We start from the raw sequence: 21,245 nt of genomic DNA on the forward strand, positions 1-21,245 counted from the left end.
CGACGCGCCGGGAGTCGGCATCAGCCGGACGCGGTGAAGGCGGGGATCTCGGGCCGTCTCCGGCCGAGCGTGGCGGCCGCGTGCAATGCGCGCTCCGCGTAGCTGCGCAGCAGCGCGGGATCGTCGACCACATGTGCCGGAGCTGCGTAGTAGCGGCGAACCGTCACCTCCCTGCCGGCAGCGCGGTAGCGGAACGGCTCCGAGCCATCTGTCTCGAACTCCGCGCGCATCGCGTCGTCGACGCGGAGGTACAAAATGCCCTTCATCACAAATCCGAACTGCGCGCCGTCCCGGACCAGGGCGGATCCGCCGAAAAAGCGCTTGATATCGATGGAGCCGGCTGGGGCGATCTGGCTCGCAAAGTCGAGCGCCAGCCCGCGTGTCGCCGCACTGCTCATGGCCGCTGCTCCGGCGGCGGATTGAAGAAGCCGGTGATTGCGCCGAACCGGCCATCGGAGATTATTGCGAAGCTCGTGCCCGTTTGCAGGACAGTCTCGTCCTCGTGGCGCAGCTCCCAGCGTGCCAGCGAGCGTTCATTGTGATGGAGGACGCTCAATATTTTAAACCGGCCCGCCGGTACGCTTTCCTTGAAGCCGGCCATGTAGGCCGAGAGACCAGCGCGCCCGGCGATCTCTCCATTCGGATCGCAATAAGTCACATCATCGGCAAGACAGGCCGACAATTCCGGCTCGCGCGCGTCAGCAGTCAACGACCAGATGGCTGCATATCGATTCCATAGTGCTTCAGCTGTCATAACCGTGTCTCCAGTTGATTGAATTCGTCTTCGATCGCCTGCCGCAAGCCGGCCTTGTCTTCGCCGCCGCGAATGAGCACGAGAAGGCCTTGATAGAAGGCAAGCAGGCGTATGGCTGTCCTGTCAGCCCTGGCTCCATCCGCGTCTCGCGCGAAGGTCGACAGCTCGCTGAGCCTTAAGCGGAATGTGGTGCGAAGCAGGCCGAGCGCTGCCTCGACACGCGGATGCGATTTGCCACCACCTCCGAACTCCACCGCCATGTTGGTGATCAGGCAGCCGAGCGAGCCATCGTCGGGCTCATGCAGCAGCGACAGGAACAGTTCGCGTAAACCGTCAAGCCCGCTTCCCGGCGGCGCAAACCGCTCGATCCGTCCTTCCAGCACCGTCCGGTTGTAATGCCCGAATGCCGCATCGAAGAGGCCGGCCTTGTCACCGAAAGAGTGATAGATGCTCCCGCCTTTGAGGCCCGTCGCCTCCTCGAGGTCTCGGATCGATGCAGCTTGATAGCCGTGCTTGCGAAAGATGTGCATCGCCCCGGTCAGGACTGCTGCCTCATCGAATTCCCGCGTTCGGCCCATCATCGCTCCGATTTTTTATCATTTGTTCTAGAATGACTGATCAAGAATTGAAACGCAACGGCCGCCCATGACTTTCTGCAAAAATTCTCACATGATCGGTAGGACCGGCTGGTAATCTCGCCAGGGCAGGGCGCATCCGGAATGGATCAATCCGCCAGCATCTGATCCGCCAGGCTGTAGCAGTGGCTCGCCTGATAGGCGTTCCGGCCGCGGTTCATGTGCGTCAGATTGAAGGTCCGAATGGCACGCAGGATACGGCGCTCCGTGAGGAATTTTCGGATCGAGGCGCAGCCCTTCACGTTGATGCCGAAAATGTCCTCGCCGCGCGGGTAGAAATAACTGACATGTTCGGGCGTCGTGACACACTGCTCGAGAAAAGCCTCGTCGACACTGCCCTGGGCGGGGGAATGGTCGGCGGTGAAATGCGACAGATGCACCAGGCATCGCGCCCGCAGGTCCTCGCCGTCGGCATAGAGCGTAAAAAGCTCCATCCAGCTGGCATTGACGCGAATGAGCGGCTTGTCGGACGTCGAGGGCAGACACGAAACCGACCAATAGTGACGCTCGGTCCTGCGCGGGATGGGGAGGCAGCTTTGTCCGTAGAGCCTCAGAATTCCCAGAAGATCTTGCGCCTGCGGGCGGCGAAGCAGCTTTTGAAAGCGTGGGACATATTTGAAGCGCTGTTCCAGCGACTCCGAGCGCTCTTCGGCGTCGATCAACTCCACCTCGCCCTCGATCCAGTCGCGCTGCTGCTCGAGATCCAGAAATAGGCGCAGCCCCGTGGTGCTGCGGCGAGGGCCCGTGCTCATGTCAGCTGCCATCCGAGATCCGTATTCTCATCGCTTCACCGGCCTAATCCCGCACATCCTATGCAGCCGCTCGACGTCGGTTCCAGCACGCGATGAAACCAGTGCACCTTACCGCGTTTGCCGCGGCGACTGGTTGAATTTTTCGCGGAAGGCCGTGGCGAAATGTGCGGCATCGGAAAAGCCGGTCTCGAAGGCGATCTGCGTCATAGAGAGGGTGCTGTTTTCCACCAGAAAGCGCGCGTAACGCAGGCGGGTCTCGATGATGAACCGCTTCGGCGTCATGCCGATGCCGCGCTGGAACAGCCGTCCGAACTGACGCGGCGACAGGCCGACCATGCTGGCTGCCTGCTCGGGTGAGACGTCACGGCCCTTGCGGCTCTCGATCAAGACGACCGCGCGCTGAATGCGGGAATCCTCGACATGACGAAAGCCGGAAACCCGGCCTTGGTCGAAAGCACTCAAGCCCTTTTGCTCGGTCAGCGACAGCTGGTGAACGGCCTTGGCCGCCCGGTCCGGCCCGCAATGGGTGCGGATCAGCTCGGTCATCAGCGACAGGATCGAGACGCCGCCGGGCACGGTGATGCGGCCGTTCTCGGTGAGGAAGTCATCGCGGGTCGAGAACGCCTGGCGGGGAAAGGCGATCTTGAAATCCTCGGCATGGAAGGGATGAACCGAGGCTTTACGCCCGGTCAGCAGACCTTCCTGGGCAAGCACGAAGACGCCGGTGCAGACGCCGATCACCGGGACGCCGGCCGATGCGGCGACCCTGAGGTAATCGCGGTGCTTGCTGGGTGCTGCGCGCAAATGCGGCAGGAGGCCGCCGATGACCGCGATATAGTCGAAGTCCGTCGGGTTGATATAGGGTGCATCGGTCTGCACCCGGATGCCGCAGCTCGCCACGGCCGTCTGGCCCGGCGTGCCCATGATCGACCAGCGGCAATGCAGCGGCCGGGAATTGTCAGCAAAATCCGCGGCGTGCCGCAAGGGCTCGACGATGCCCGTCAGCGACATCATCGGGAAGGTCGGCCAGAGCAGAATGCCGATCGAGAGATCGGCCTTGCGGTCACGGGCGGCCAACAGCCGTTCGGCCCACAAGCCATCGAGCCAGCGGACATAATCCGGCTCGCTCGGATGTGCATCTGAAAGGCTGCCATCTGCGCTCATTGCCGCCGACCTTAGAGCAGCCATGTCGCTATTTCAAAGAAAATGTCCGATTTTTAAAATTCAAGGCTGCCTTTCGGTGGCAAGCTCTCTCTCGTCGAACACGACATCCGGTGGCAAGACCGCCGGACTGGGGAACCAAAACAAATCAAGGATCAGAACAATGGCACTTTCTCTTTCGAGAAGGATGGTGATGTGCGCGCTGCTGGCAGGCAGCTTCATGGCATCGGCACCGCTCGCAAACGCCTTCGAACTTGCCGAGCAGGGCAAGCTGACGGTCGCCTTGACCGGTGACATGCCGGGCTCCGGCTGGCAGGACGGCAAGCTCATCGGTTACGACGGCGAGATCATGCAGCGCATCGCCGATAAGCTCGGCCTGAAGATACAGCCGGCGCTGATGGAATGGTCGGGCACGATCGCCTCGGTCCAGGCCGGTCGCGTCGACGTCATGCTCGGCACGATGGGCTGGACCGAGAAGCGCACGAAAATCATGACGCTGTCCGAGCCGATCCACTACTTCAAGAACGGCATCATGCAATCGGCAAAGACTAGCTGGGACAAGCTTTCCGACCTGGAAGGCAAGAAGGTCGGCACCATCACCGGCTTCTCGTTCGTCCCGGAACTGAAGAAGATCAAGGGCCTTGAGCTATCGCTTTACGACACTTCCGATGCGGCCGTGCGCGATCTGATCGCCGGGCGCATCGATGCGGTGATCGGCGACCCGCCGGTGGTTTCCTACGCCATAAAACAGAACCCCGATTGGAACATGCACTTCCTCGCCTTTACCGACAACAGCACCGATTTCCCGCTGCTGACCGGCCTCGGTCAGGTCGTCTATGGCCTCAACCAGAAGAACGACGATCTGCGCCAGAAGATGGACGCGATCATCGCTGAGATGTGGAAGAGCTGCGAGATGAAGGAAATCGGCGCGCGCTACGGATTGTCGGCCGATGTCTGGTTCAAGCCGACGGGTGAGAATTTCCGCGCCGGCGTCGACCGCCCGGCGGACTACAAGCTGCCGTCCTGCGCAGCCGGCGGCTGACCGGCCTGACGGATGAAGACCGCGGCACGCGGCTTCATCCGTCCTCCTTGCCAAGATACGAACAGCATAAGGAAACGGCGATGAATGCGCTTCTGAGCGTTGTCGGCCTGCGCAAAAGCTATGGTCCCGTCGAAGTCCTGAAGGGCATCGATTTTACCGTTGCGCCTGGCGAGAAGATTGCCCTGATCGGCCCCTCCGGCTCCGGCAAATCCACCTGTCTGCGCTGCATGAATTTTCTGGAGAAGCCGAGTGCCGGTGAAATCCGTCTCGATGGCGAGCGGATCGGCGTTCGCAACGGCCAGGTGATGGGCGACCGGCAGCTTGCGCCGCAGCGCGCCGAGATGGGCATGGTCTTCCAGCTGTTCAATCTCTGGCCGCATCTCACAGTAACGGAAAACGTCGCGATCGCGGCGCGCAAGGTGCGCGGCCTGTCTGCCGCCGAAGCGCGCGAGCTGGCCCTGGAGATGTTGGCGAAAGTGCACATGACGCACCGTGCCGATGCCTCGCCGCTGGAGCTCTCCGGTGGCCAGCAGCAGCGTGTGGCGATCGCCCGTGCGCTTGCCCAGAAGCCGAAGCTCATGCTCTTCGACGAGCCGACCTCGGCGCTTGATCCCGAACTGGTTCACGAAGTTCTGAAAGTGATGGAAGAGCTGGCGGCCGAGGGACGCACGATGCTGATCGTCACGCATGAAATTGCCTTTGCCCGCGATATCGCCGACCGGGTGCTGTTTCTCGATGGCGGAACCATTGTCGAGGCCGGACCGGCGCGCCAGGTCATTACCGCTCCGCGCGAGGCACGCACGCAAGCGTTTCTCAACAAGATACGGCACTAGGCGCCATGACCGGATTCTCCCTTTTCCTCTCAATCGTTCAGGGGCTCGCCGCCGGTCTTGGCGTCACCGTCTTCGTGACGGTGACCTCGCTGGCTTTTGCGGTGGCGCTCGGCTTCCTTCTCGCCCTCGTTAGGCAATTCGCAAGGGTGAGGTTCGTCAATATCGCGATCGACGCCTATTGCGAGATCCTCTGCAACGTGCCCGCACTGACGCATCTGTTCATCCTCTATTTCGGCCTTGCCAGCATCGGCGTCAGACTGTCGTCGATATCGGCCGCCATTCTGGGCCTTGGCCTGATCGGTGCGGCGATTACCTGCGCCATCTTCCGCGCCGGCTTCGCCTGCTTGCCAACCGGGCAGGCAGAGGCTTCGCTTGCTGCGGGGCTGACGCCGCTCCAGACCATCTTCGAAATCCTCACGCCGCAGGCCATGCGGATCGCCCTGCCGGGGCTCGGGAACTATGCGGTGCAGCTGCTCAAGGATACATCGGTCGTCTCGGCGATTGCCGCGCCCGAAATCATGTTCTTCGCCCGCTCCATGGTCACCTCGTCCTTCCAGACGACGATGATCTACGCGACGGCGGCGGCACTCTATCTGCTGCTGAGCCTGCCGTTGATGCAGGCGACGCGATTTCTCGAAAGACGTTACGGGAGACTGAAGGGATGAGCGGTTTCTTCGCGCCCTATGGCGACTATGGTGCCGAGTGGCTTCCCCTTCTTTTGCGGGCGATGGTGAATACGGCGCTGCTTTCCGTCTGCGCCTTCGCTTTGGCGCTCGTGCTCGGTCTGCTGCTGTCGCTATGCCAGAGATCAAATTTCGCGGCGCTGCGGCACTGCGCGGCACTTTACGTGACGGTCGTGCGCGGCGTGCCGCTGCTAGCGGTGCTGTTCCTGCTTTATTTCGGCCTGACCGGCATCGGCATCGTCTTTGATGCTTTCGGCGCGGCGATCGCCGGTTTGGCGCTGTGTTTCGCAGCCCAGCTCGCCGAGCTCTTCCGGGCCGGCTTGAAGGCGATCCCGGCAGGGCAAAGTGAAGCGGCGCTGGCTGCGGGCTTCACACCGGCCCAGAGCTTCCGGCTGATCATCCTGCCGCAGGTCGTCCGGGTCATTCTGGCGCCGATGATCGTCACCTTCGTCTCGCTGCTGAAAGATTCCTCGCTCGCTTCGCTGATCACCGTCAACGAGCTGGTGCTGACCGGACGGGCAATGGCCACCGAATATTTCCTGCCGCTGCAGATCTACGTGGCGGTCGGCCTCTGCTATTTCGCGATTGCCTGGCCGTTTTCGGTCCTCTCCCGCCGGCTTGCCGTGCCCGCCCGCTAACTCATTACGAGGCTCAAATCATGCCTACAGCTATGACCGCTGCCGCGGCCAGCGCGGCTCGTCCCGCCGCGTCGACACGCAAGCTCCGCCCCCTCATTCTGATCACGCCGGATCTCAGCGAGACGCCGCAACAGCCGACCGAAAGCGAATATGTGGTGCGGGCGAACTATGCCGAGGCAATCACCAGCGCCGGCGGCATCCCGATGATCCTGCCCTATGGTGCTGAAAACATCGAGGCGGCGCTGACGCTCGCCGACGGTATCCTCCTGACCGGCTCGCGGCCGGGCGCCGAAGTGGCCGATCGTCGCCGCGACTTCGAGCGTCGGCTGGTGGCAAAGGCGCTTGAAGCAGGCAAGCCGCTTTTCGGGATCTGCCATGGCATGCAGCTGATCGGCGAGTGCCTCGGCGGCGAGTTCCTGAGCGAGCTTCCGGCCGCCGGCGTTTCCCACATTCCCCAGGACCTGCCCGATGAACTGGCGCACGAGATCGTCGTCGAGCCGGGCAGCCTGCTTTCCCGCTGGGCCGAGACGGGAACGGCCCGGGTCAACAGCCTGCACCGCCATGGCCTGTCCGGTCAGGGACGTTTTCGCGTCACCGCCCGGGCACCCGATGGGATCATCGAGGCATTCGAGGGCGAGACGGAGGCCTTCTGCCTGGGCGTCCAGTGGCATCCGGAATACCGGCTGACGGTCCTCGATTCGGAAATCCTCAAGGCTTTCGTCGCCCGTAGTGCCGAAGCCGGGGAAAAGAGAAGGGCTGAGCCCGACAGGGGCGAAAACGATGCCGTGCACAGGCGCCTTACCGCGTTCGGCCTCGCCCTGCCGGAAGCCGCGGCGCCGCCCGGCGCTTTCGCCGGTGCTGTCAGAACCGGCAATATCGTGACCGTTTCCGGTCAGGTACCGCTGATAGATGGCGCCGTTCGGCGGACCGGTCAACTCGGCGCGGATGTCTCGATCGAGGAGGGGCGCGAATGCGCGCGGATCTGCCTTCTCAACGTGCTTGCTCAGCTCGAGCGCGCCAGCGGTGGGTTCGACAAGCTGCGCGGCTTCGTGCGGCTTGCGGGCTACGTTGCCGCGACCGCCGATTTTACCCGCCACGGCGCGGTCGTCGATGGCGCGTCCGAGCTGCTGCGCGATCTCTTTCCGGATCGGTGGGAGCATGCCCGCATCGCGATCGGCGTGTCATCCCTGCCGCGGGGCGTTCCGGTCGAAATCGAGCTGACCGCGCTTGTGGCGGACGAGGTCTGACATGGCGCGCATCGCGGTCATTGGCGCAGGCGTCATCGGCGTTTCCTCGGCCTATCTTTTGGCGAGGGCTGGGCACGAGGTGACGCTGATCGATGCGGCGTCCGAACCGGGCAGCGGCGCCAGCGCCGGCAACGCCGCGCAGCTCTCCTGGGCCTATGGCGATGCGATGGCATCTCCCGCGCTGCTCAAACATCTGCCGGCCATCGCCCTCGGACACGATCCCGCCTTCCGGATTCGCTGGCAGCTCGACCCGGATTTCCTCCTCTGGGGGCTGCGCTTCCTCGCCAACGCACCATTTTCGCGATGGTGGAGCAATACGCAGTCTATCTTGAAACTCGCCGGCGAGTCCCGCAGCGAGCTGGCAACGCTGCTGGCGGAAACCGGTCTTTCCTTCAACTACCGGCTTGCCGGGAAGCTGCATCTTCATCCGGATCAGCGCAGCCTTGCCGCGGCGCAACCGGCCGTCTTGCGCAAGAATGCACTCGGCTTCGAGCAGCGCATGCTTTCGCGCGCCGAAGCCGAGCAGATCGAACCCGCCCTTGTCTATTATCAGGGCGAAATCGCCGGTGCGGTCTACACGCCGGGTGATGCGCTCGGTGATGCGGCCGGCTTTTGCCGGCAGCTGACACGATATATGGCACAGCACTATCAGGTCTCGCTGCTCTTTAACCGGAAAGTGGCGGGCTTTACGCGCCAGGCGGACAGGTTTGCCACCGTGAGGTTCGATGACCGGGAGGAACTGGTGGCCGATGCCGCCGTCGTCGCTGCCGGGCCTCAGGTCCGTTTGCTTGCGGCCGAGCTGCCGGAGGTCCGTCCGGTACGTCCGGTGCGAGGCTATTCGCTGACCATGCAGCGGACCGCTGCCGCACCCGCCGTCAGCCTCACCGACGTCAAACGTAAACTGGCTTTCGCATCAATCGGGGATCGTTTCCGCGTTGCCGGTCTTGCCGATATCGAGCGCCCGGGCGCGGGCTTCGACCCGAAGCGTTTCGAAGCGCTGCGGAGTGCTGCAGCCGATGTTCTGCCGGATCTCTTTCATGGCGGCGTCGTTTTGATGCGCTGGTCGGGCGAACGGCCGATGACGCCATCATCGCGCCCGATCATCCGACCCTCCGAGGCTCTGAAAGGGGTCTACATCAACACTGGCCACGGAATGCTTGGCTGGACCCTGGCATTGGGCTCCGCCCGAAGAATGGTCGAGCTGATCGGCCAGCCGGCTCGTTGCCCTGGCCCATCTCGTCAGCCTCAAGCGGGCGATTGAAAATCTCGATCGGGTGACCGCCTGGCTGCGGGTCTTCGCGAGGGTGAATGTCGCTCCGGGCTTCAATGAAACCCGCTGGTCACAAACGGCTATTCCCATCTGATCTTGAAGCTCTACGGTCCCGACGCCGGCGCCCACGCCCGCTCGTCCATCGGCATGGCCATTCCTTTGAATGCCCCCGTCAACTGCGAAGCCGAAGTCGAAATCGACGGGTGACATGCATAAAAACAAAGGGCCTCCAGCTCATGAACGGATCGACCTCGGACTGGGCGCAGTACGGCGTTCAGAACGAGGCGGTAGCCGTCGCGCCGGATCAGCGGCGCGCTGCCATTCACTCGAGACCACGCCTGTCAACGGTGGGAGCAAAATGCTCGATTAGGATGTCGGTCAGGATGCGCACCTTGCGGGAAGGGAAGGCCCCTGGGGGGCGCAGAACGAACATGCCGAGTTCGGGGGTCGCGTAGTTTTCCAGCAACCGAACAAGATTGCCCGCTCCGATATGCGCTTCGACTAGAAAGTCCGGCAGCGCGGCCACCCCCACTCCGGCCAGCGCAGCGGCCAGCACGGCCACTCCGTTATCCGCATGGAAGCGCCCGCGCGGGCGTAGCGTGACGGTCTTGCCGCCATCGAATACCGGCCAGACCTCACCCTTTACAGTGACGGCCTGATGATAGGCCAAATCTTCCAGGGTCTTCGGCGTGCCGTGGACCGCAAGATAAGCAGGGCTGGCGACAAGCAGTCCCCGGAATGCACGGATTTTTCGGGCAATGAGGCTCGAATCGCGGGGAATGCCCAGCCGGATGGCGCAATCGAACCCTTCGCTGATCAGATCGACGAAGCGGTCGTTGTAGGAAATGTCGAGATGCAGCAAGGGATGGCGGCGCGCAAGTTCGGCGAAGATGGGGGCCAACTCGGATAAACCGAACGACAAAGGCGCGGCGACACGCAGGAGTCCACGGACCTCCCCTTCGGGCGAGAGTGTTTCCTTGGCGGCTTCCAGCTCGGCGACGACCCGCACGGCGTATTCGCGGAAGGTGGCGCCGGCTTCAGTGAGAGCGGAGCCACGCGTCGTACGCGAAAGCAGCTGAACGCCAAGCGTCTCCTCCAGCCGGACCAGACGCCGGCTGACGATTGATTTCGACAATCCCAGCCGGCGCGCGCCGGGAGCGACACCGCCCGCGTCCGCAACCTCCACGAAAGCGCGTAGATCTTCCAGATCCATGGCGTTCCACTTTCCGATGCTCTGTAGCCGCGAATGTGGGGCTAGTGGATCGATTCCGGGGACACTACCATCTTTCCGAACCGCCACCAAACATCCGGAGATATTCAATGAAAATTCCACACGTCCAGCTTACTCGGCGGTCAATTGGGCGGCTCTGGCAGCCGCGGCTGCCGTAATTGGCAAGCTGACCCCTGACACATCTCGAACAAGTAAGGAATGAAGAGATATGCGCCCTCGCTCTCCGACAACCACCGCCTCTCCGGCCACGAAAGTCAAAATCCTATCCTGGGTCCTGCGCTTACTTGCAGCCGCTGTGTTCCTCGCCGCAGGCGGGGCCAAACTGGCGGGCGCGCAGATGATGGTCGATGGCTTCAACCAGATTGGCATTGGGCAATGGTTTCGGGTGATGACGGGCGTGGTCGAAGTTGCTGGCGGGATCGCCCTGGTCGTTCCGGCGACGGCCGCATTCGGCGGACTGATGCTCGCCGTCACCATGGTATGCGCAATCATGACTCATCTCTTTGTCATCGGCGGCAACCCCGCGCCGGCCTTTTTGCTTATGGTCATGACCGGCACGGTTGCATGGCTGCATCGGACCAGCATTGCCGATATGTTGAGCCGCCTTCGCCAACGATGAGACCGGAGGGATACCGACACTCGTCCTGCAGTAGAAGAAGCCGCTGACGCCACGGCGCATGGCCTCGGCCATCTAGCGGGTGCTGGCGGCGCTTCAGGATAGGCGCAAGCAAGCTGCGAGATATCGCCCGCTTCTCCAAGATCGAGTTCGATGCGACGTGCCCGAGCAATTCCATGGAAGTGCGAAGCCGTTTTCCTGCGGTTCGTGGCGGGCGCAGCAGTCGATCATCTCCTCATCCACCGGATCGAGCCTGTCGCGCTCGGCCTTGACGGTCGAGCGGAAGATTGCCTCCGGCACGAAATCATCGATCGGCAGCAGTACCTTTCGAATCCACGTTCACGCAGAAGACGAGCGGCTGCTTCAATGGCCACCTCTCGGTTCTCCGGTGCTTTTGTCTCGCGACACTCTCATGTTTGCCCGACCATTCCTGGCGGAAACGATCCAGGCTGCCTCCCAGATCAAGGCAGGCGGCGGTTGGTTCGGCCCAGAAAATTCCGCTTGACACTTTTGATGACGAATATCATTAATGATCTATGATGACGATTGTCATTAAAAAGGGGTGAGTGATGCCGACTGCGATCCCAAGCTTGCCGGTTCGGGCCGGATGATGGAGTAAACGATGAACACTTCTGTAAGATACCTTCGGCCTGCTACCTGCTACGCCGAGGCATCAAATCTCTGGATCAATGTCGGGGAGACGCCCTTTGCCTATCGCGACCTTGGTCCTCAAGGCGCCGTACCGGTCATTCTCCTCAATCATTGGGGTGCGGTGCTGGACAATTTCGATCCGCGGATTGTCGACGGCCTCGCCACCAAGCATCATGTCATCGCGATCGATTATAGAGGTATCGGCGCCTCGGGCGGCACGGCCCCTCTGACCATCGACGAGATGGCGCGCGATATGATCGCGTTTATCCGAGCGCTTGGGTTCGCAAAGGTCGATCTTTTCGGTTTTTCTCTCGGGGGATTTGTCGCCCAGGACATCACGCTGAAGGCGCCCGATCTCGTGCGGAAACTCATTCTGACCGGAACAGGTCCGGCGGGCGGCAAAGGCATCGAAAAGGTTGGCGCCGTCTCCTGGCCGCTGATGATCAAGGCTCTGCTGACATTGCGCGACCCGAAAACCTATTTGTTTTTCACATCCACCGCCAATGGTCGCCGCGCCGCAAAAGCCTTCCTGGATCGGCTGAAAGAGCGCAAGGCGGGAAGGGACAAGGGCCCGACGCCAAGGGCGTTGCTGCGGCAACTCAAAGCGATCAAAGCCTGGGGACGGCAGGCGGCTCAGGATCTCGGCCGCATCAATATCCCGGTCCTGATCGCCAATGGCAGCAATGATATCATGGTTCCGACGATTAATAGCACCGATCTGGCCCGACGCATTCCGGGCGCGCAGCTGGTTGTCTACGACGACGCCGGACATGGCGGGATTTTCCAGAACCACGCCGATTTCGTGCCGAAGGCTTTGTCGTTCCTCGGCGCCTGACTGCGCAATAAACTTTGAATTGGAGAAAGCCCCGTGAAGGCGTTTGTCGTTGATAAGTACAAGAAGAAGGGCGCTCTGCGCCTGGCCATCCTGCCGGAACCGGAATTGCAGGACAATGATGTCCTGGTGCGGATTCAGGCCACGGCCGTGAACCTCCTGGACTCCAAGCTGCGGGACGGAGAGTTCAAGCTTATTCTTCCCTATCGCCCGCCCTTTATCCTCGGGCACGACGTTGCCGGAACGGTTGTCAGGACCGGACCCAAGGTCAGGCGGTTCAAGGCGGGTGACGAGGTCTATGCACGGCCGCGCGATCATCGGGTCGGCACATTCGCCGAATTCATTGCCATCGATGAAGCCGATGTGGCGCTGAAACCAAACAATCTCAGCATGACCGAAGCGGCGTCCATTCCGCTGGTGGGACTGACCGCGTGGCAGGCGCTGGTCGAGGTGGGCAAGGTGAGGCCCGGCCAGAAGGTCTTCATCCAGGCGGGCTCCGGCGGGGTCGGAACTTTTGCCATTCAGCTCGCCAAACATCTTGGCGCGACGGTGGCGACGACGACCAGCGCTGGCAATGTCGCGCTGGCCAAAAGTCTCGGGGCGGATGTAGTCATCGACTACAAGACGCAGGATTTCGAGAAGCTCCTGTCGGGTTACGATCTCGTGCTCAACAGCCAGGATCCAAAGACGCTCGAAAAATCCCTGGCCGTGCTGAAGCCGGGTGGCCGGCTCATTTCCATTTCCGGCCCGCCCGATCCCGCCTTCGCTGGGCAACTCGGACTGAACCTGTTCCTGAAACTGGTCTTGCGCCTGCTCAGCCGAGGCGTTCGAAAAAAGGCCAAGCGTCTCGGCATCGATTATTCATTCCTGTTCATGGGCGCTGAAGGGCAGCAGTTGGGTGAGATTACCCGCCTGATCGAACAAGGGGTGATCCGACCGGTCGTGGACAAGGTGTTCCCGTTTGAGAAGGCGGGGGATGCGCTGGCTTATGTCGAGACCGGGCGCGCCAGGGGCAAGGTGGTCATCGCCGTCGCAGACTGATGCGTGGCGCCGAAAAGCGTCGGCGGTTTTCGGGCGACGTGATGCTCGCCTAAAATCATCCTGTTCCAGAAGCGGGCAAAGCGCGTGCTTTTGCCGAGAAATGCGCAAAAAAACAAAAGCGCGAGGAGCGAATTTGAAAGATCGCGACGCGCTTTAAGGTTCCCGCGTCCGATTTTCGATGGCGTCGCGGCAATCTGTTCGGCAGGCGTCGAGCAGTTCGTCTGCCAGCGGGGAATCGTCCGGGCAGGCCCTCGACAGCACGATTGCGCCAACGGCTTGAGCGAGGATGGTGATGGCTTGCGCCCGCCCGCCGGTGCCGGAAGGGTGATTTCGTGCAATGCCGCCCTCAAGCGCACGCACGAGGTTATCTATGCCTGCAGCAAAAACGGCCTTGGTTTCCTCAGGCTGCCGCGCTGCGTCGCAACTCAGCGCCGCGGCCGTGCACCCCTGGCCGCGCCCATCCCGGTGTTCGCGCGCGAGATAAAGTTCCAGAACGGCGAGAACGTCATGACCGGCATAGCGCTTCAGGGTCTCGCTCAAACCATTCTCGGTTGCCTCCGCGATCAGCTCCTCCTTGGAGCGAAAGTGATTGTAGAAGCCGCCATGGGTGAGGCCCGCGCGCTCCATCAACTCCGCCACCCCGACGCCATCGAAGCCGCGCTCGCGAAACAGCTCCGATGCGGTGGCGATAATCCGTTCGTAGTTTTCCTGCTTCTTTTCCTTGGTGATCCGCACGTGTGACTACCTTTTCGACCGCCATGCCCCAGCTATGATGTCGTATGTCATTATAGCTTGAGTTATTGATGATGTATATCATTAATAATGGGCGGTCAGCTATAGAGCACGTGATGGCAGACAGGCATTTCACGGCACCGATCCGTCGTCATCCTTGACCCCGTGCGCAAGTAACGTCCGGACGATTGCCGAGAGGAAAGAAATTCCCCAATGCATGTCGCCTGGGGAAGTACGGAGCGGGGGATACGATGTGCATCAAACCAACGAGTGCAAGCGCGTCGTATGAATGCGGCCGCTCTAATAAACGAACGGATCCACCTCGGCTGCCTGAGCGCCTAGCTCCTTCGGATAGATCACCCCCTTGCGCAGGATGATGTTGGCATAGAGCCTCGGCTCGCTGGTCTGGATCAGCGCATGGGCGGTCTTCACTCGGCCGTAAAAATCCTGGCCGATCAGCGGCACCACCTGGCGGTGCGGCTCGTGGCGGGCGCAGCAGTCGATCATTTCCTCATGCACCGGATCGAGCTTGTCGCGCTCGGCCTTGACGGTGGAGCGGAAGATTGCTTCGGGCACGAAATCATCGATCGGCAGCACGCTGAGCACGGCATTCAGAACCGGGATCAGGCGGTGGCCGTCGAGCCGGATCAGTCGGCGGGCATGTTCGACGCCCGGATAATTGCCGTCGACGATGGCGATCTCGTCGCCGTGGCCCATGGCCCGAAGTGTAAAAAGCAACTCCGGGCTCAACAGCGGGTCAAGTCCTTTCAGCATGGTCTACCTCCTTGAAGAGAACGTTCTGGTCGGTGAGGTAACGCGCAAAGATCGGCAGGCTGGCGCCGCCGATGGCGCGTGCCTGGGCGCCGACCGCGCCCTCGATGATTTCGGGCATGACGACGCCCTGCAGGTCGAGCTTGGCGGCTTCGTCGATGGTCGCCTGCACCACGCGGCTGCGCACCCAATGGGGAAAACCGCCGTCGATGACGGCGGCGCTGAAATCGACGATCGAGGCGGCAGCGACGATCGCCTGCGCCAGCGCCTTGGCGCTATCCTGGATCCAGGCTTCCATCGGCTCGCCGAAATCCACCCAGTCGTCGGCCGAATACCATAGCGGCTCGGGATCGATGCCGCGCTCGCGCAGCATGTTTTCGAGCACGAAGATCGAGGCGATTTCGAGCAATTGCTTGGTTTCGCCGTTCCTGTCGCGCACCGGCAGCGGCCCGATCGCGCCGGCCGTGCCGGTGCGGCCGGAAAAGATCGCCGAATTGAGGACGATGCCGCCGCCGATGAAGGAGCCGATGAAGAAATAGACGAAATCCGGATAGGACGGCCCGACGCCGAACACCAGTTCGGCGCCGCAGGCGCTGGTCGCATCGTTCTGCATGAACACCGGGTGGGAGACGCGTGCGGCGATATCGGCCTGCAGGTCGACATCGCGCCAGACCTCCATGGCGCCCGCCGGCGCGCCCACCTCTTCGGCCCAGTTCCAAAGCTCGAAGGGTGCTGCGATGCCGAGGCCGGCAATGCGGCCGCGCTGCTTTTCGTCGAGCCGGCCTTCGAGCTCCTCTATGCCCGAGGTGACGAAGGCGAGGATTTCTTCCGGCAGCGGATAGGCGTAGGTCCGGTGCAGCTGCATGCGGATGCGGCCGACGAAATCCATCAGCACCAGATCGGCGCTGCGCCGGCCCATCTTCAGGCCGAAGGAATAGACGGCGTCGGCATTGAGATGCATCGGGATCGACGGCTGGCCGACCCGGCCGCGCACCGGCGCGCCCCGCGACAGCAGCCCTTCCTTTTCCAGAACCCGCATGATCACCGAGACGGTCTGCGCCGACAGGCCGCTGCGGCGCGCGATATCGGCCTTCGACAGCGCGCCGTAGAGACGCACCAGCGACAGCACGAGCCGTTCGTTATAGGCCCGCACCCTGACCTGGTTCGCACCTCCGGCCGGATTCTGAATTGGCGGCGGGACCGATGTGTGTTCCGGTCCATCCAAGGACGACATGGCCGCTCCTCCCGAGCGTTGGCCCCCTGCATAATTGCTTAAATCGGAATCGGCTTAAGCAATTATCCAGCAGTTCGAAGTGGTACGGCGTCCTTTGCGCCTCTGCAAAGACGCGTGGCGCCGTACGCCTAATTTGAACGGAGCATGCCACATCGAATTAATAATTCAATTGGATTTATTTATTGACAAGCCGTTTTCTTTTCGCTCTTAATTGCCGTCGTCAAGGGCACGGGACAGCTTTGGAAGCTTAACAATCCACGGCGAAGTGTCATATCTTAAATTCCGGCCCCGCAAGGGCGGCGCCGGTAAACTCTGGGAGGAGTTCCATGAAGAAATCTGTTCTCGCTTTCGGCGCGCTCGCGCTCGGTGTCGCCTTTTCCGCTCCGGCGATGGCGGCTGACGTTTCCGCCTGCCTGATCACCAAGACCGACACCAACCCCTTCTTCGTCAAGATGAAGGAAGGTGCGACGGCCAAGGCCAAGGAACTCGGCGTTTCGCTGAAGTCCTATGCCGGCAAGATCGACGGTGACAGCGAAAGCCAGGTGGCAGCGATCGAAAGCTGCATCGCCGACGGCGCCAAGGGCATCCTGCTCACGGCTTCCGACACCAAGGGCATCGTGCCTGCGGTCAAGAAGGCCCGTGATGCCGGCCTGCTGGTCATCGCTCTCGACACGCCGCTCGAGCCTGCAGATGCCGCCGACGCCACCTTCGCCACCGACAACCTGCTCGCCGGCAAGCTGATCGGCCAGTGGGCCAAGGAAACCATGGGCGACAAGGCCAAGGACGCCAAGGTCGGCTTCCTCGATCTGACCCCGTCGCAGCCGACGGTCGACGTTCTGCGCGACCAGGGCTTCATGATGGGCTTCGGCATCGACCCGAAAAACCCGGACAAGATCGGCGATGAAGATGACAAGCGCATCGTCGGCCATGACGTGACCAACGGCAATGAAGAAGGCGGCCGCAAGGCCATGGAAAACCTTCTGCAGAAGGATCCCGGCATCAACGTCATCCACACGATCAACGAGCCGGCCGCTGTCGGCGCCTATCAGGCGCTGAAGGCCGTCGGCATGGAAAAGAACGTGCTGATCGTATCGGTCGACGGTGGTTGCCCGGGTGTGAAGTCGGTCAAGGAAGGCGTCATCGGCGCCACCTCGCAGCAATATCCGCTGCTGATGGCGTCGCTCGGCATCGAGGCGATCAAGAAGTTCGCCGACAGCGGTGAAAAGCCGAAGCCGACCGAAGGCAAGTCCTTCTTCGACACCGGCGTTTCGCTCGTCACCGACAAGCCGGTCTCCGGCGTCAAGTCGATCGACACCAAGGAAGGCACGGACAAGTGCTGGGGCTGAGCCCTATCTGATTGAAAGAGAAACGGCCGGGGCTTGATCCCCGGCCGTTTTCGACGGACGATGCGACGTCGCCTCACGAACCGGCTCAGTTAAGACCGGATGGATATCGGTGACGGCCCCCGCGCGAGTTCGGCGCGCGGATGCGGAGGAGGAACCATGACCGGAACACAGGAATTCGAACGCGTTCTCGACGGCAGCGACAAGAGTGTTGCCTCCTTCGAGCACCAGGATGTCTCGCTGATCAAGCGCGCCCAGCATTTTCTGCACTCGACGCCGGCCGCCGTGCCGCTGATCGTGCTGGTGCTGGCAATCATCATCTTCGGCATCGCCCTCGGCGGACGGTTCTTCTCGTCCTACACGCTGACGCTGATCCTGCAGCAGATCGCCATCGTCGGCATTCTCGGCGCCGCCCAGACGCTGGTCATCCTGACGGCCGGCATCGATCTGTCGATCGGCGTCATCATGGTGATCTCGGCGGTCATCATGGGCAATGTCGCCATCACCTATGGCATACCGACACCGATTGCGGTTGCAGCCGGCATGTTTGTCGGCGGCCTTTGCGGATTGCTGAACGGCTTTCTCGTCGCCTACATGAAACTGCCGCCCTTCATCGTCACGCTCGGCACCTGGAATATCGTCATGGCGACGAATTTCATCTATTCGGCCAACGAGACGATCCGCGACACCGACGTCGACGAACAGGCGCCGCTGCTGCATCTTTTCGCCATGAGTTTCAGAGCCGGCACCGCCGTGCTGACGCTCGGCGTCATCGCCATGGTGCTGCTGGTGCTGCTGCTCTGGTATGTGCTCAATCACACCGCCTGGGGCCGGCATGTCTATGCGGTCGGCGACGATCCGGAGGCCGCCAAGCTCTCCGGCATCCAGACCAAGAAGGTGCTTTTGACCGTCTACACCATATCGGGCGTCATCGCCGCCTTCGCCGCCTGGGTGTCGATCGGCCGCAACGGCTCGATCTCACCATCCTCGGCCGTCACCGACTATAACCTGCAGGCGATCACCGCGACCGTGATCGGCGGCATCTCGCTGTTCGGCGGCCGCGGCTCGATCCTCGGCACGCTGTTCGGCGCGATGATCGTCGGCGTCGTCTCGATGGGCCTCAACATGCTCGGCGCCGACCCGCAATGGAAAGTGCTTTTAACAGGCGTGCTGATCATTGCCGCCGTCGCCATCGACCAGTGGATCAGAAAGGTTTCGGTGTAATCATGGCTCGCGAACCCCTTCTCACCGCCCGCGGTCTGGTCAAGCGTTATGGACGCGTGACCGCGCTCGACAATGCCGATTTCGACCTTTACCCGGGCGAAATCCTCGCCGTCATCGGCGATAACGGCGCCGGCAAATCGTCGCTCATCAAGGCGATATCGGGCGCCGTCACCCCGGACGAGGGGGTGATCACCCTCGAAGGCAAGCAGGTGCAGTTCCGCTCGCCGATGGAAGCGCGTGAGGCCGGCATCGAAACGGTCTATCAGAACCTCGCTTTGTCGCCGGCGCTGTCGATCGCCGACAACATGTTCCTCGGCCGCGAGATCCGCAAAAAAGGCCCGCTCGGCTCGATGTTGCGCATGCTCGACCGGCCGGCGATGGAAAAGCTGGCGCGCAACAAGCTCTCCGAACTCGGCCTGATGACCATCCAGAACATCAACCAGGCGGTGGAAACGCTCTCCGGCGGTCAGCGCCAGGGTGTCGCGGTTGCCCGCGCCGCCGCCTTCGGCTCCAAGGTCATCATCATGGACGAACCGACGGCAGCCCTCGGCGTCAAGGAAAGCCGCCGCGTGCTGGAACTGATCCTCGACGTCAGAGCCCGCGGCCTGCCGATCGTGCTGATCTCGCACAACATGCCGCATGTCTTCGAGGTCGCCGACCGGATCCATATCCACCGTCTCGGCCGCCGCCTGACGGTGATCGATCCGAAGGAATACACCATGTCCGACGCCGTCGCCTTCATGACCGGCGCCAAGGCGGTGCCGACGGAGCCCGTCGCGGCATGAGCGTACGCATCGATGACATCGCCGGCGAGGTTATCGGCCGCGCCGGCGATGCCAAACGCTTCCTGATCGGCGTCGCCGGGCCTCCCGGTTCGGGCAAGTCGACCATGGCCGACAATCTGGCGGCGGCGTTGAAAGCCAGAGGCGAAAGTGCTGCAGTTCTGCCGATGGACGGCTTCCACATGGATAACGCCATCCTGATCGAACGCGGCCTTTTGGCCCGCAAGGGCATCCCTGAAACCTTCGATGTCCGCGGCTTCCTCGATATCGTCCGCGCCGTCCGGCCGGCCGATCAGGAGGTTCTGGTGCCGGTCTTCGACCGCGCCCGGGAACTGGCCATCGCATCCGCCCGGCCGATCGATCCCAAGGACCGTTTCATCATCGTCGAGGGCAACTATCTGCTCTTCACGCAGGGAAAATGGGCCGAACTCGACGGGATCTTCGATTTTTCGATCATGTTGGCGCCGCCGATCGAGGTGCTGGAGGAACGGCTCTGGGCGCGCTGGCGCGGTTATAATCTCAGTGAGGAGGCGGCCAGCGCCAAGGTCTACGGCAACGACCTGCCGAACGGCCGGCTGATCCTTGAAAATCGCCGCCCGGCCGATGTGACGCTGGAGATCGCGCTGGCGTGATCCCACGGTGATTGTTTTCACATAAGGGATAGTGGTATCGAAGCCGCAGACGCATCGTTTCGGAGGCCCGCCATGCAATCGATCACCATCCGCCGTCCTGACGACTGGCATCTGCATCTGCGCGACGGCGCCATGCTGGAAGGCGTGATCGCCGATACGAGCCGCACCTTCGCCCGCGCCATCATCATGCCCAATCTGGTGCCGCCGGTCGTCACCACGGCAGACGCCACCGCTTATCGCGAACGCATCCTCAAGGCGCTGCCGGCCGGCCATCGCTTCCAGCCGCTGATGACGCTTTATCTCACCGAACATACCAGCCCCGATGATGTCGAGGCGGGCGCCAGCAGCGGCCTGATCACCGCCGTCAAGCTTTACCCGGCGGGCGCCACCACCAATTCGCATGGTGGCGTGCGCGACATGGAAAAGGCGATGCCGGTGCTGGAGCGCATGGCAAAGATCGGCCTGCCGCTCTGCGTCCACGGCGAGGTGACGACGCCTGATGTCGACATCTTCGACCGCGAGGCCGTCTTCATCGACACCGTGCTCGATCCGCTGCGCCGGCGCCTGCCCGAACTGAAGGTGACGATGGAGCATGTCACGACATCGGATGGTATCGACTACATCAAGTCCGCCAAATCAAATCTCGCCGGCTCGATCACCACCCATCATCTGATCATCAACCGCAACGCCATCCTCGTCGGCGGCATCCGGCCGCATTATTACTGCCTGCCGGTCGCCAAGCGCGAGAACCACCGGCTGGCCTTGCGGGCTGCCGCCACCAGCGGCGATCAGCGTTTTTTCCTCGGCACCGATTCCGCCCCGCATGTCGACCCGCTGAAGGAATGCGCCTGCGGCTGCGCCGGCATCTACACCTCGATCAACACGATGAGCTGCCTGGCTCATGTCTTCGAACAGGAGGGCGCTCTGGAACGCCTCGAAGCCTTCGCCTCGCTGAATGGTCCGGCCTGGTATGGGCTTCAGCCGAACGAGGAGCGCATTACCCTGTCACGCCAGATCGATCCGGTCGTCTTTCCCGCCAGGATAGAAACCGGCGCCGGCCCGGTGACGGTGTTCGACCCGATGTTTCCGCTGCATTGGCAGGTGGTGGCGTAAGCGCCATTTCAGCGTTTTCAATTTTAAA

23 protein-coding genes and 2 pseudogenes are annotated in these 21,245 nt (G+C 62.1%); 15 read left to right on the forward strand and 10 right to left on the reverse strand.

All coding sequences use genetic code 11. The features are described 5' to 3' along the window. Positions 1 to 20 precede the first annotated feature (20 nt). The 5 genes from RLEG4DRAFT_RS34965 to RLEG4DRAFT_RS34985 form a co-directional block, all read right to left on the reverse strand. Complete coding sequence (locus tag RLEG4DRAFT_RS34965; RefSeq protein ID WP_003583927.1) at positions 21 to 398, reverse strand: TfoX/Sxy family protein; 378 nt, start codon at positions 396 to 398, stop codon at positions 21 to 23. Continuing rightward, the gene (locus RLEG4DRAFT_RS34970; protein WP_003583928.1) at positions 395 to 754 is read right to left on the reverse strand and encodes a nuclear transport factor 2 family protein; all 360 of its coding nucleotides are present in this window, start codon (positions 752 to 754) and stop codon (positions 395 to 397) included. Before RLEG4DRAFT_RS34970 ends, RLEG4DRAFT_RS34965 begins: the two co-directional genes overlap by 4 nt. Then, complete coding sequence (locus RLEG4DRAFT_RS34975) at positions 751 to 1,332, reverse strand: TetR/AcrR family transcriptional regulator (protein ID WP_003583930.1); 582 nt, start codon at positions 1,330 to 1,332, stop codon at positions 751 to 753. The genes RLEG4DRAFT_RS34970 and RLEG4DRAFT_RS34975 overlap by 4 nt, the downstream gene beginning before the upstream one ends. A gap of 146 nt (positions 1,333 to 1,478) precedes the next feature. Further along, the gene (locus RLEG4DRAFT_RS34980; RefSeq protein ID WP_003583931.1) at positions 1,479 to 2,153 is read right to left on the reverse strand and encodes a hypothetical protein; all 675 of its coding nucleotides are present in this window, start codon (positions 2,151 to 2,153) and stop codon (positions 1,479 to 1,481) included. 96 nt (positions 2,154 to 2,249) lie between these two features. Further along, a complete protein-coding gene (locus RLEG4DRAFT_RS34985) occupies positions 2,250 to 3,305 on the reverse strand; it encodes a GlxA family transcriptional regulator (RefSeq protein ID WP_003583933.1) in 1,056 nt (351 codons plus the stop codon). Positions 3,306 to 3,465: 160 nt separating this feature from the next. Here RLEG4DRAFT_RS34985 and RLEG4DRAFT_RS34990 point away from each other — a divergent pair, with 160 nt between their 5' ends. The 7 genes and pseudogenes from RLEG4DRAFT_RS34990 to RLEG4DRAFT_RS58755 all read left to right on the forward strand — a co-directional run. Further along, on the forward strand, positions 3,466 to 4,344 hold the full coding sequence (locus RLEG4DRAFT_RS34990; protein ID WP_003583935.1) for an ABC transporter substrate-binding protein: 879 nt from the start codon (positions 3,466 to 3,468) through the stop codon (positions 4,342 to 4,344). Between the two features lie 80 nt (positions 4,345 to 4,424). Next, the gene (locus tag RLEG4DRAFT_RS34995; RefSeq protein ID WP_003583936.1) at positions 4,425 to 5,177 is read left to right on the forward strand and encodes an amino acid ABC transporter ATP-binding protein; all 753 of its coding nucleotides are present in this window, start codon (positions 4,425 to 4,427) and stop codon (positions 5,175 to 5,177) included. Between the two features lie 5 nt (positions 5,178 to 5,182). Next, on the forward strand, positions 5,183 to 5,842 hold the full coding sequence (locus RLEG4DRAFT_RS35000) for an amino acid ABC transporter permease (RefSeq protein WP_003583938.1): 660 nt from the start codon (positions 5,183 to 5,185) through the stop codon (positions 5,840 to 5,842). Continuing rightward, on the forward strand, positions 5,839 to 6,498 hold the full coding sequence (locus RLEG4DRAFT_RS35005; protein WP_003583939.1) for an amino acid ABC transporter permease: 660 nt from the start codon (positions 5,839 to 5,841) through the stop codon (positions 6,496 to 6,498). The genes RLEG4DRAFT_RS35000 and RLEG4DRAFT_RS35005 overlap by 4 nt, the downstream gene beginning before the upstream one ends. Positions 6,499 to 6,518: 20 nt before the next feature. After that, positions 6,519 to 7,745 carry an Atu1372/SO_1960 family protein gene (locus tag RLEG4DRAFT_RS35010; RefSeq protein WP_003583941.1) on the forward strand — a complete coding sequence of 409 codons (1,227 nt, stop codon included), beginning with the start codon at positions 6,519 to 6,521 and terminating at the stop codon, positions 7,743 to 7,745. Between the two features lies 1 nt (position 7,746). Further along, on the forward strand, positions 7,747 to 9,006 hold the full coding sequence (locus RLEG4DRAFT_RS35015) for an FAD-dependent oxidoreductase (RefSeq protein WP_003583943.1): 1,260 nt from the start codon (positions 7,747 to 7,749) through the stop codon (positions 9,004 to 9,006). Then, positions 8,951 to 9,222, forward strand: a pseudogene (locus tag RLEG4DRAFT_RS58755) (RidA family protein); the annotation flags it as partial. The gene RLEG4DRAFT_RS35015 and the pseudogene RLEG4DRAFT_RS58755, both read left to right, overlap by 56 nt. A gap of 115 nt (positions 9,223 to 9,337) precedes the next feature. Here RLEG4DRAFT_RS58755 and RLEG4DRAFT_RS35025 read toward each other — a convergent pair. Beyond that, positions 9,338 to 10,228, reverse strand: coding sequence for a LysR family transcriptional regulator (locus RLEG4DRAFT_RS35025; protein ID WP_003583944.1), 891 nt, complete (start codon positions 10,226 to 10,228; stop codon positions 9,338 to 9,340). A gap of 226 nt (positions 10,229 to 10,454) precedes the next feature. Here RLEG4DRAFT_RS35025 and RLEG4DRAFT_RS35030 point away from each other — a divergent pair, with 226 nt between their 5' ends. Continuing rightward, entirely contained in the window at positions 10,455 to 10,865 is a 411-nt protein-coding gene (locus RLEG4DRAFT_RS35030; protein WP_003583946.1) for a DoxX family protein, read from the forward strand. Between the two features lie 198 nt (positions 10,866 to 11,063). Here the strand turns inward: RLEG4DRAFT_RS35030 and RLEG4DRAFT_RS39570 are convergent. Next, positions 11,064 to 11,183, reverse strand: a pseudogene (locus RLEG4DRAFT_RS39570) (transporter); the annotation flags it as partial. A 301-nt stretch (positions 11,184 to 11,484) separates the two neighbouring features. On the opposite strand from RLEG4DRAFT_RS39570, the gene RLEG4DRAFT_RS35040 reads away from it, so the two are divergent. Both RLEG4DRAFT_RS35040 and RLEG4DRAFT_RS35045 read left to right on the forward strand, forming a co-directional pair. Then, on the forward strand, positions 11,485 to 12,348 hold the full coding sequence (locus RLEG4DRAFT_RS35040) for an alpha/beta fold hydrolase (RefSeq protein ID WP_003583948.1): 864 nt from the start codon (positions 11,485 to 11,487) through the stop codon (positions 12,346 to 12,348). A 33-nt stretch (positions 12,349 to 12,381) separates the two neighbouring features. After that, on the forward strand, positions 12,382 to 13,386 hold the full coding sequence (locus tag RLEG4DRAFT_RS35045) for an NADP-dependent oxidoreductase (RefSeq protein ID WP_003583950.1): 1,005 nt from the start codon (positions 12,382 to 12,384) through the stop codon (positions 13,384 to 13,386). 153 nt (positions 13,387 to 13,539) lie between these two features. On the opposite strand, the gene RLEG4DRAFT_RS35050 is transcribed toward RLEG4DRAFT_RS35045, so the two are convergent. The 3 genes from RLEG4DRAFT_RS35050 to RLEG4DRAFT_RS35060 all read right to left on the reverse strand — a co-directional run bounded on the left by RLEG4DRAFT_RS35050 (position 13,540) and on the right by RLEG4DRAFT_RS35060 (position 16,123). Continuing rightward, positions 13,540 to 14,121 carry a TetR/AcrR family transcriptional regulator gene (locus tag RLEG4DRAFT_RS35050; RefSeq protein WP_003583951.1) on the reverse strand — a complete coding sequence of 194 codons (582 nt, stop codon included), beginning with the start codon at positions 14,119 to 14,121 and terminating at the stop codon, positions 13,540 to 13,542. 297 nt (positions 14,122 to 14,418) lie between these two features. Next, the gene (locus RLEG4DRAFT_RS35055; RefSeq protein ID WP_003583953.1) at positions 14,419 to 14,892 is read right to left on the reverse strand and encodes an RbsD/FucU family protein; all 474 of its coding nucleotides are present in this window, start codon (positions 14,890 to 14,892) and stop codon (positions 14,419 to 14,421) included. After that, positions 14,876 to 16,123: an ROK family transcriptional regulator gene (locus RLEG4DRAFT_RS35060; protein WP_003583956.1), complete on the reverse strand. Its 1,248-nt coding sequence runs from the start codon at positions 16,121 to 16,123 to the stop codon at positions 14,876 to 14,878. Before RLEG4DRAFT_RS35060 ends, RLEG4DRAFT_RS35055 begins: the two co-directional genes overlap by 17 nt. Before the next feature lie 326 nt (positions 16,124 to 16,449). On the opposite strand from RLEG4DRAFT_RS35060, the gene RLEG4DRAFT_RS35065 reads away from it, so the two are divergent. The 5 genes from RLEG4DRAFT_RS35065 to pyrC all read left to right on the forward strand — a co-directional run bounded on the left by RLEG4DRAFT_RS35065 (position 16,450) and on the right by pyrC (position 21,217). Continuing rightward, the gene (locus RLEG4DRAFT_RS35065) at positions 16,450 to 17,469 is read left to right on the forward strand and encodes a sugar ABC transporter substrate-binding protein (RefSeq protein WP_003570686.1); all 1,020 of its coding nucleotides are present in this window, start codon (positions 16,450 to 16,452) and stop codon (positions 17,467 to 17,469) included. Positions 17,470 to 17,625: 156 nt separating this feature from the next. After that, entirely contained in the window at positions 17,626 to 18,690 is a 1,065-nt protein-coding gene (locus RLEG4DRAFT_RS35070; protein ID WP_003583958.1) for an ABC transporter permease, read from the forward strand. A gap of 2 nt (positions 18,691 to 18,692) precedes the next feature. Then, the gene (locus tag RLEG4DRAFT_RS35075; RefSeq protein WP_003583959.1) at positions 18,693 to 19,475 is read left to right on the forward strand and encodes an ATP-binding cassette domain-containing protein; all 783 of its coding nucleotides are present in this window, start codon (positions 18,693 to 18,695) and stop codon (positions 19,473 to 19,475) included. Then, a complete protein-coding gene (locus RLEG4DRAFT_RS35080) occupies positions 19,472 to 20,104 on the forward strand; it encodes a nucleoside triphosphate hydrolase (RefSeq protein WP_003583961.1) in 633 nt (210 codons plus the stop codon). Before RLEG4DRAFT_RS35075 ends, RLEG4DRAFT_RS35080 begins: the two co-directional genes overlap by 4 nt. A 72-nt stretch (positions 20,105 to 20,176) precedes the next feature. Then, a complete protein-coding gene (gene pyrC, locus RLEG4DRAFT_RS35085) occupies positions 20,177 to 21,217 on the forward strand; it encodes a dihydroorotase (RefSeq protein WP_003583963.1) in 1,041 nt (346 codons plus the stop codon). Positions 21,218 to 21,245: the final 28 nt, after the last annotated feature.

The sequence above is a fragment of the Rhizobium leguminosarum bv. trifolii WSM2297 genome, assembly GCF_000271845.1.

Bases quoted from the DNA above. Each gene is read 5' to 3' on its own strand.
- RLEG4DRAFT_RS34965 (WP_003583927.1), bottom strand. From the start codon at position 398: ATGAGCAGTGCGGCGACACGCGGGCTGGCGCTCGACTTTGCGAGCCAG.
- RLEG4DRAFT_RS34970 (WP_003583928.1), bottom strand. From the start codon at position 754: ATGACAGCTGAAGCACTATGGAATCGATATGCAGCCATCTGGTCGTTG.
- RLEG4DRAFT_RS34975 (WP_003583930.1), bottom strand. From the start codon at position 1,332: ATGGGCCGAACGCGGGAATTCGATGAGGCAGCAGTCCTGACCGGGGCG.
- RLEG4DRAFT_RS34980 (WP_003583931.1), bottom strand. From the start codon at position 2,153: ATGGCAGCTGACATGAGCACGGGCCCTCGCCGCAGCACCACGGGGCTG.
- RLEG4DRAFT_RS34985 (WP_003583933.1), bottom strand. From the start codon at position 3,305: ATGAGCGCAGATGGCAGCCTTTCAGATGCACATCCGAGCGAGCCGGAT.
- RLEG4DRAFT_RS34990 (WP_003583935.1), top strand. From the start codon at position 3,466: ATGGCACTTTCTCTTTCGAGAAGGATGGTGATGTGCGCGCTGCTGGCA.
- RLEG4DRAFT_RS34995 (WP_003583936.1), top strand. From the start codon at position 4,425: ATGAATGCGCTTCTGAGCGTTGTCGGCCTGCGCAAAAGCTATGGTCCC.
- RLEG4DRAFT_RS35000 (WP_003583938.1), top strand. From the start codon at position 5,183: ATGACCGGATTCTCCCTTTTCCTCTCAATCGTTCAGGGGCTCGCCGCC.
- RLEG4DRAFT_RS35005 (WP_003583939.1), top strand. From the start codon at position 5,839: ATGAGCGGTTTCTTCGCGCCCTATGGCGACTATGGTGCCGAGTGGCTT.
- RLEG4DRAFT_RS35010 (WP_003583941.1), top strand. From the start codon at position 6,519: ATGCCTACAGCTATGACCGCTGCCGCGGCCAGCGCGGCTCGTCCCGCC.
- RLEG4DRAFT_RS35015 (WP_003583943.1), top strand. From the start codon at position 7,747: ATGGCGCGCATCGCGGTCATTGGCGCAGGCGTCATCGGCGTTTCCTCG.
- RLEG4DRAFT_RS35025 (WP_003583944.1), bottom strand. From the start codon at position 10,228: ATGGATCTGGAAGATCTACGCGCTTTCGTGGAGGTTGCGGACGCGGGC.
- RLEG4DRAFT_RS35030 (WP_003583946.1), top strand. From the start codon at position 10,455: ATGCGCCCTCGCTCTCCGACAACCACCGCCTCTCCGGCCACGAAAGTC.
- RLEG4DRAFT_RS35040 (WP_003583948.1), top strand. From the start codon at position 11,485: ATGAACACTTCTGTAAGATACCTTCGGCCTGCTACCTGCTACGCCGAG.
- RLEG4DRAFT_RS35055 (WP_003583953.1), bottom strand. From the start codon at position 14,892: ATGCTGAAAGGACTTGACCCGCTGTTGAGCCCGGAGTTGCTTTTTACA.
- RLEG4DRAFT_RS35060 (WP_003583956.1), bottom strand. From the start codon at position 16,123: ATGTCGTCCTTGGATGGACCGGAACACACATCGGTCCCGCCGCCAATT.
- RLEG4DRAFT_RS35065 (WP_003570686.1), top strand. From the start codon at position 16,450: ATGAAGAAATCTGTTCTCGCTTTCGGCGCGCTCGCGCTCGGTGTCGCC.
- RLEG4DRAFT_RS35070 (WP_003583958.1), top strand. From the start codon at position 17,626: ATGACCGGAACACAGGAATTCGAACGCGTTCTCGACGGCAGCGACAAG.
- RLEG4DRAFT_RS35075 (WP_003583959.1), top strand. From the start codon at position 18,693: ATGGCTCGCGAACCCCTTCTCACCGCCCGCGGTCTGGTCAAGCGTTAT.
- RLEG4DRAFT_RS35080 (WP_003583961.1), top strand. From the start codon at position 19,472: ATGAGCGTACGCATCGATGACATCGCCGGCGAGGTTATCGGCCGCGCC.
- pyrC (WP_003583963.1), top strand. From the start codon at position 20,177: ATGCAATCGATCACCATCCGCCGTCCTGACGACTGGCATCTGCATCTG.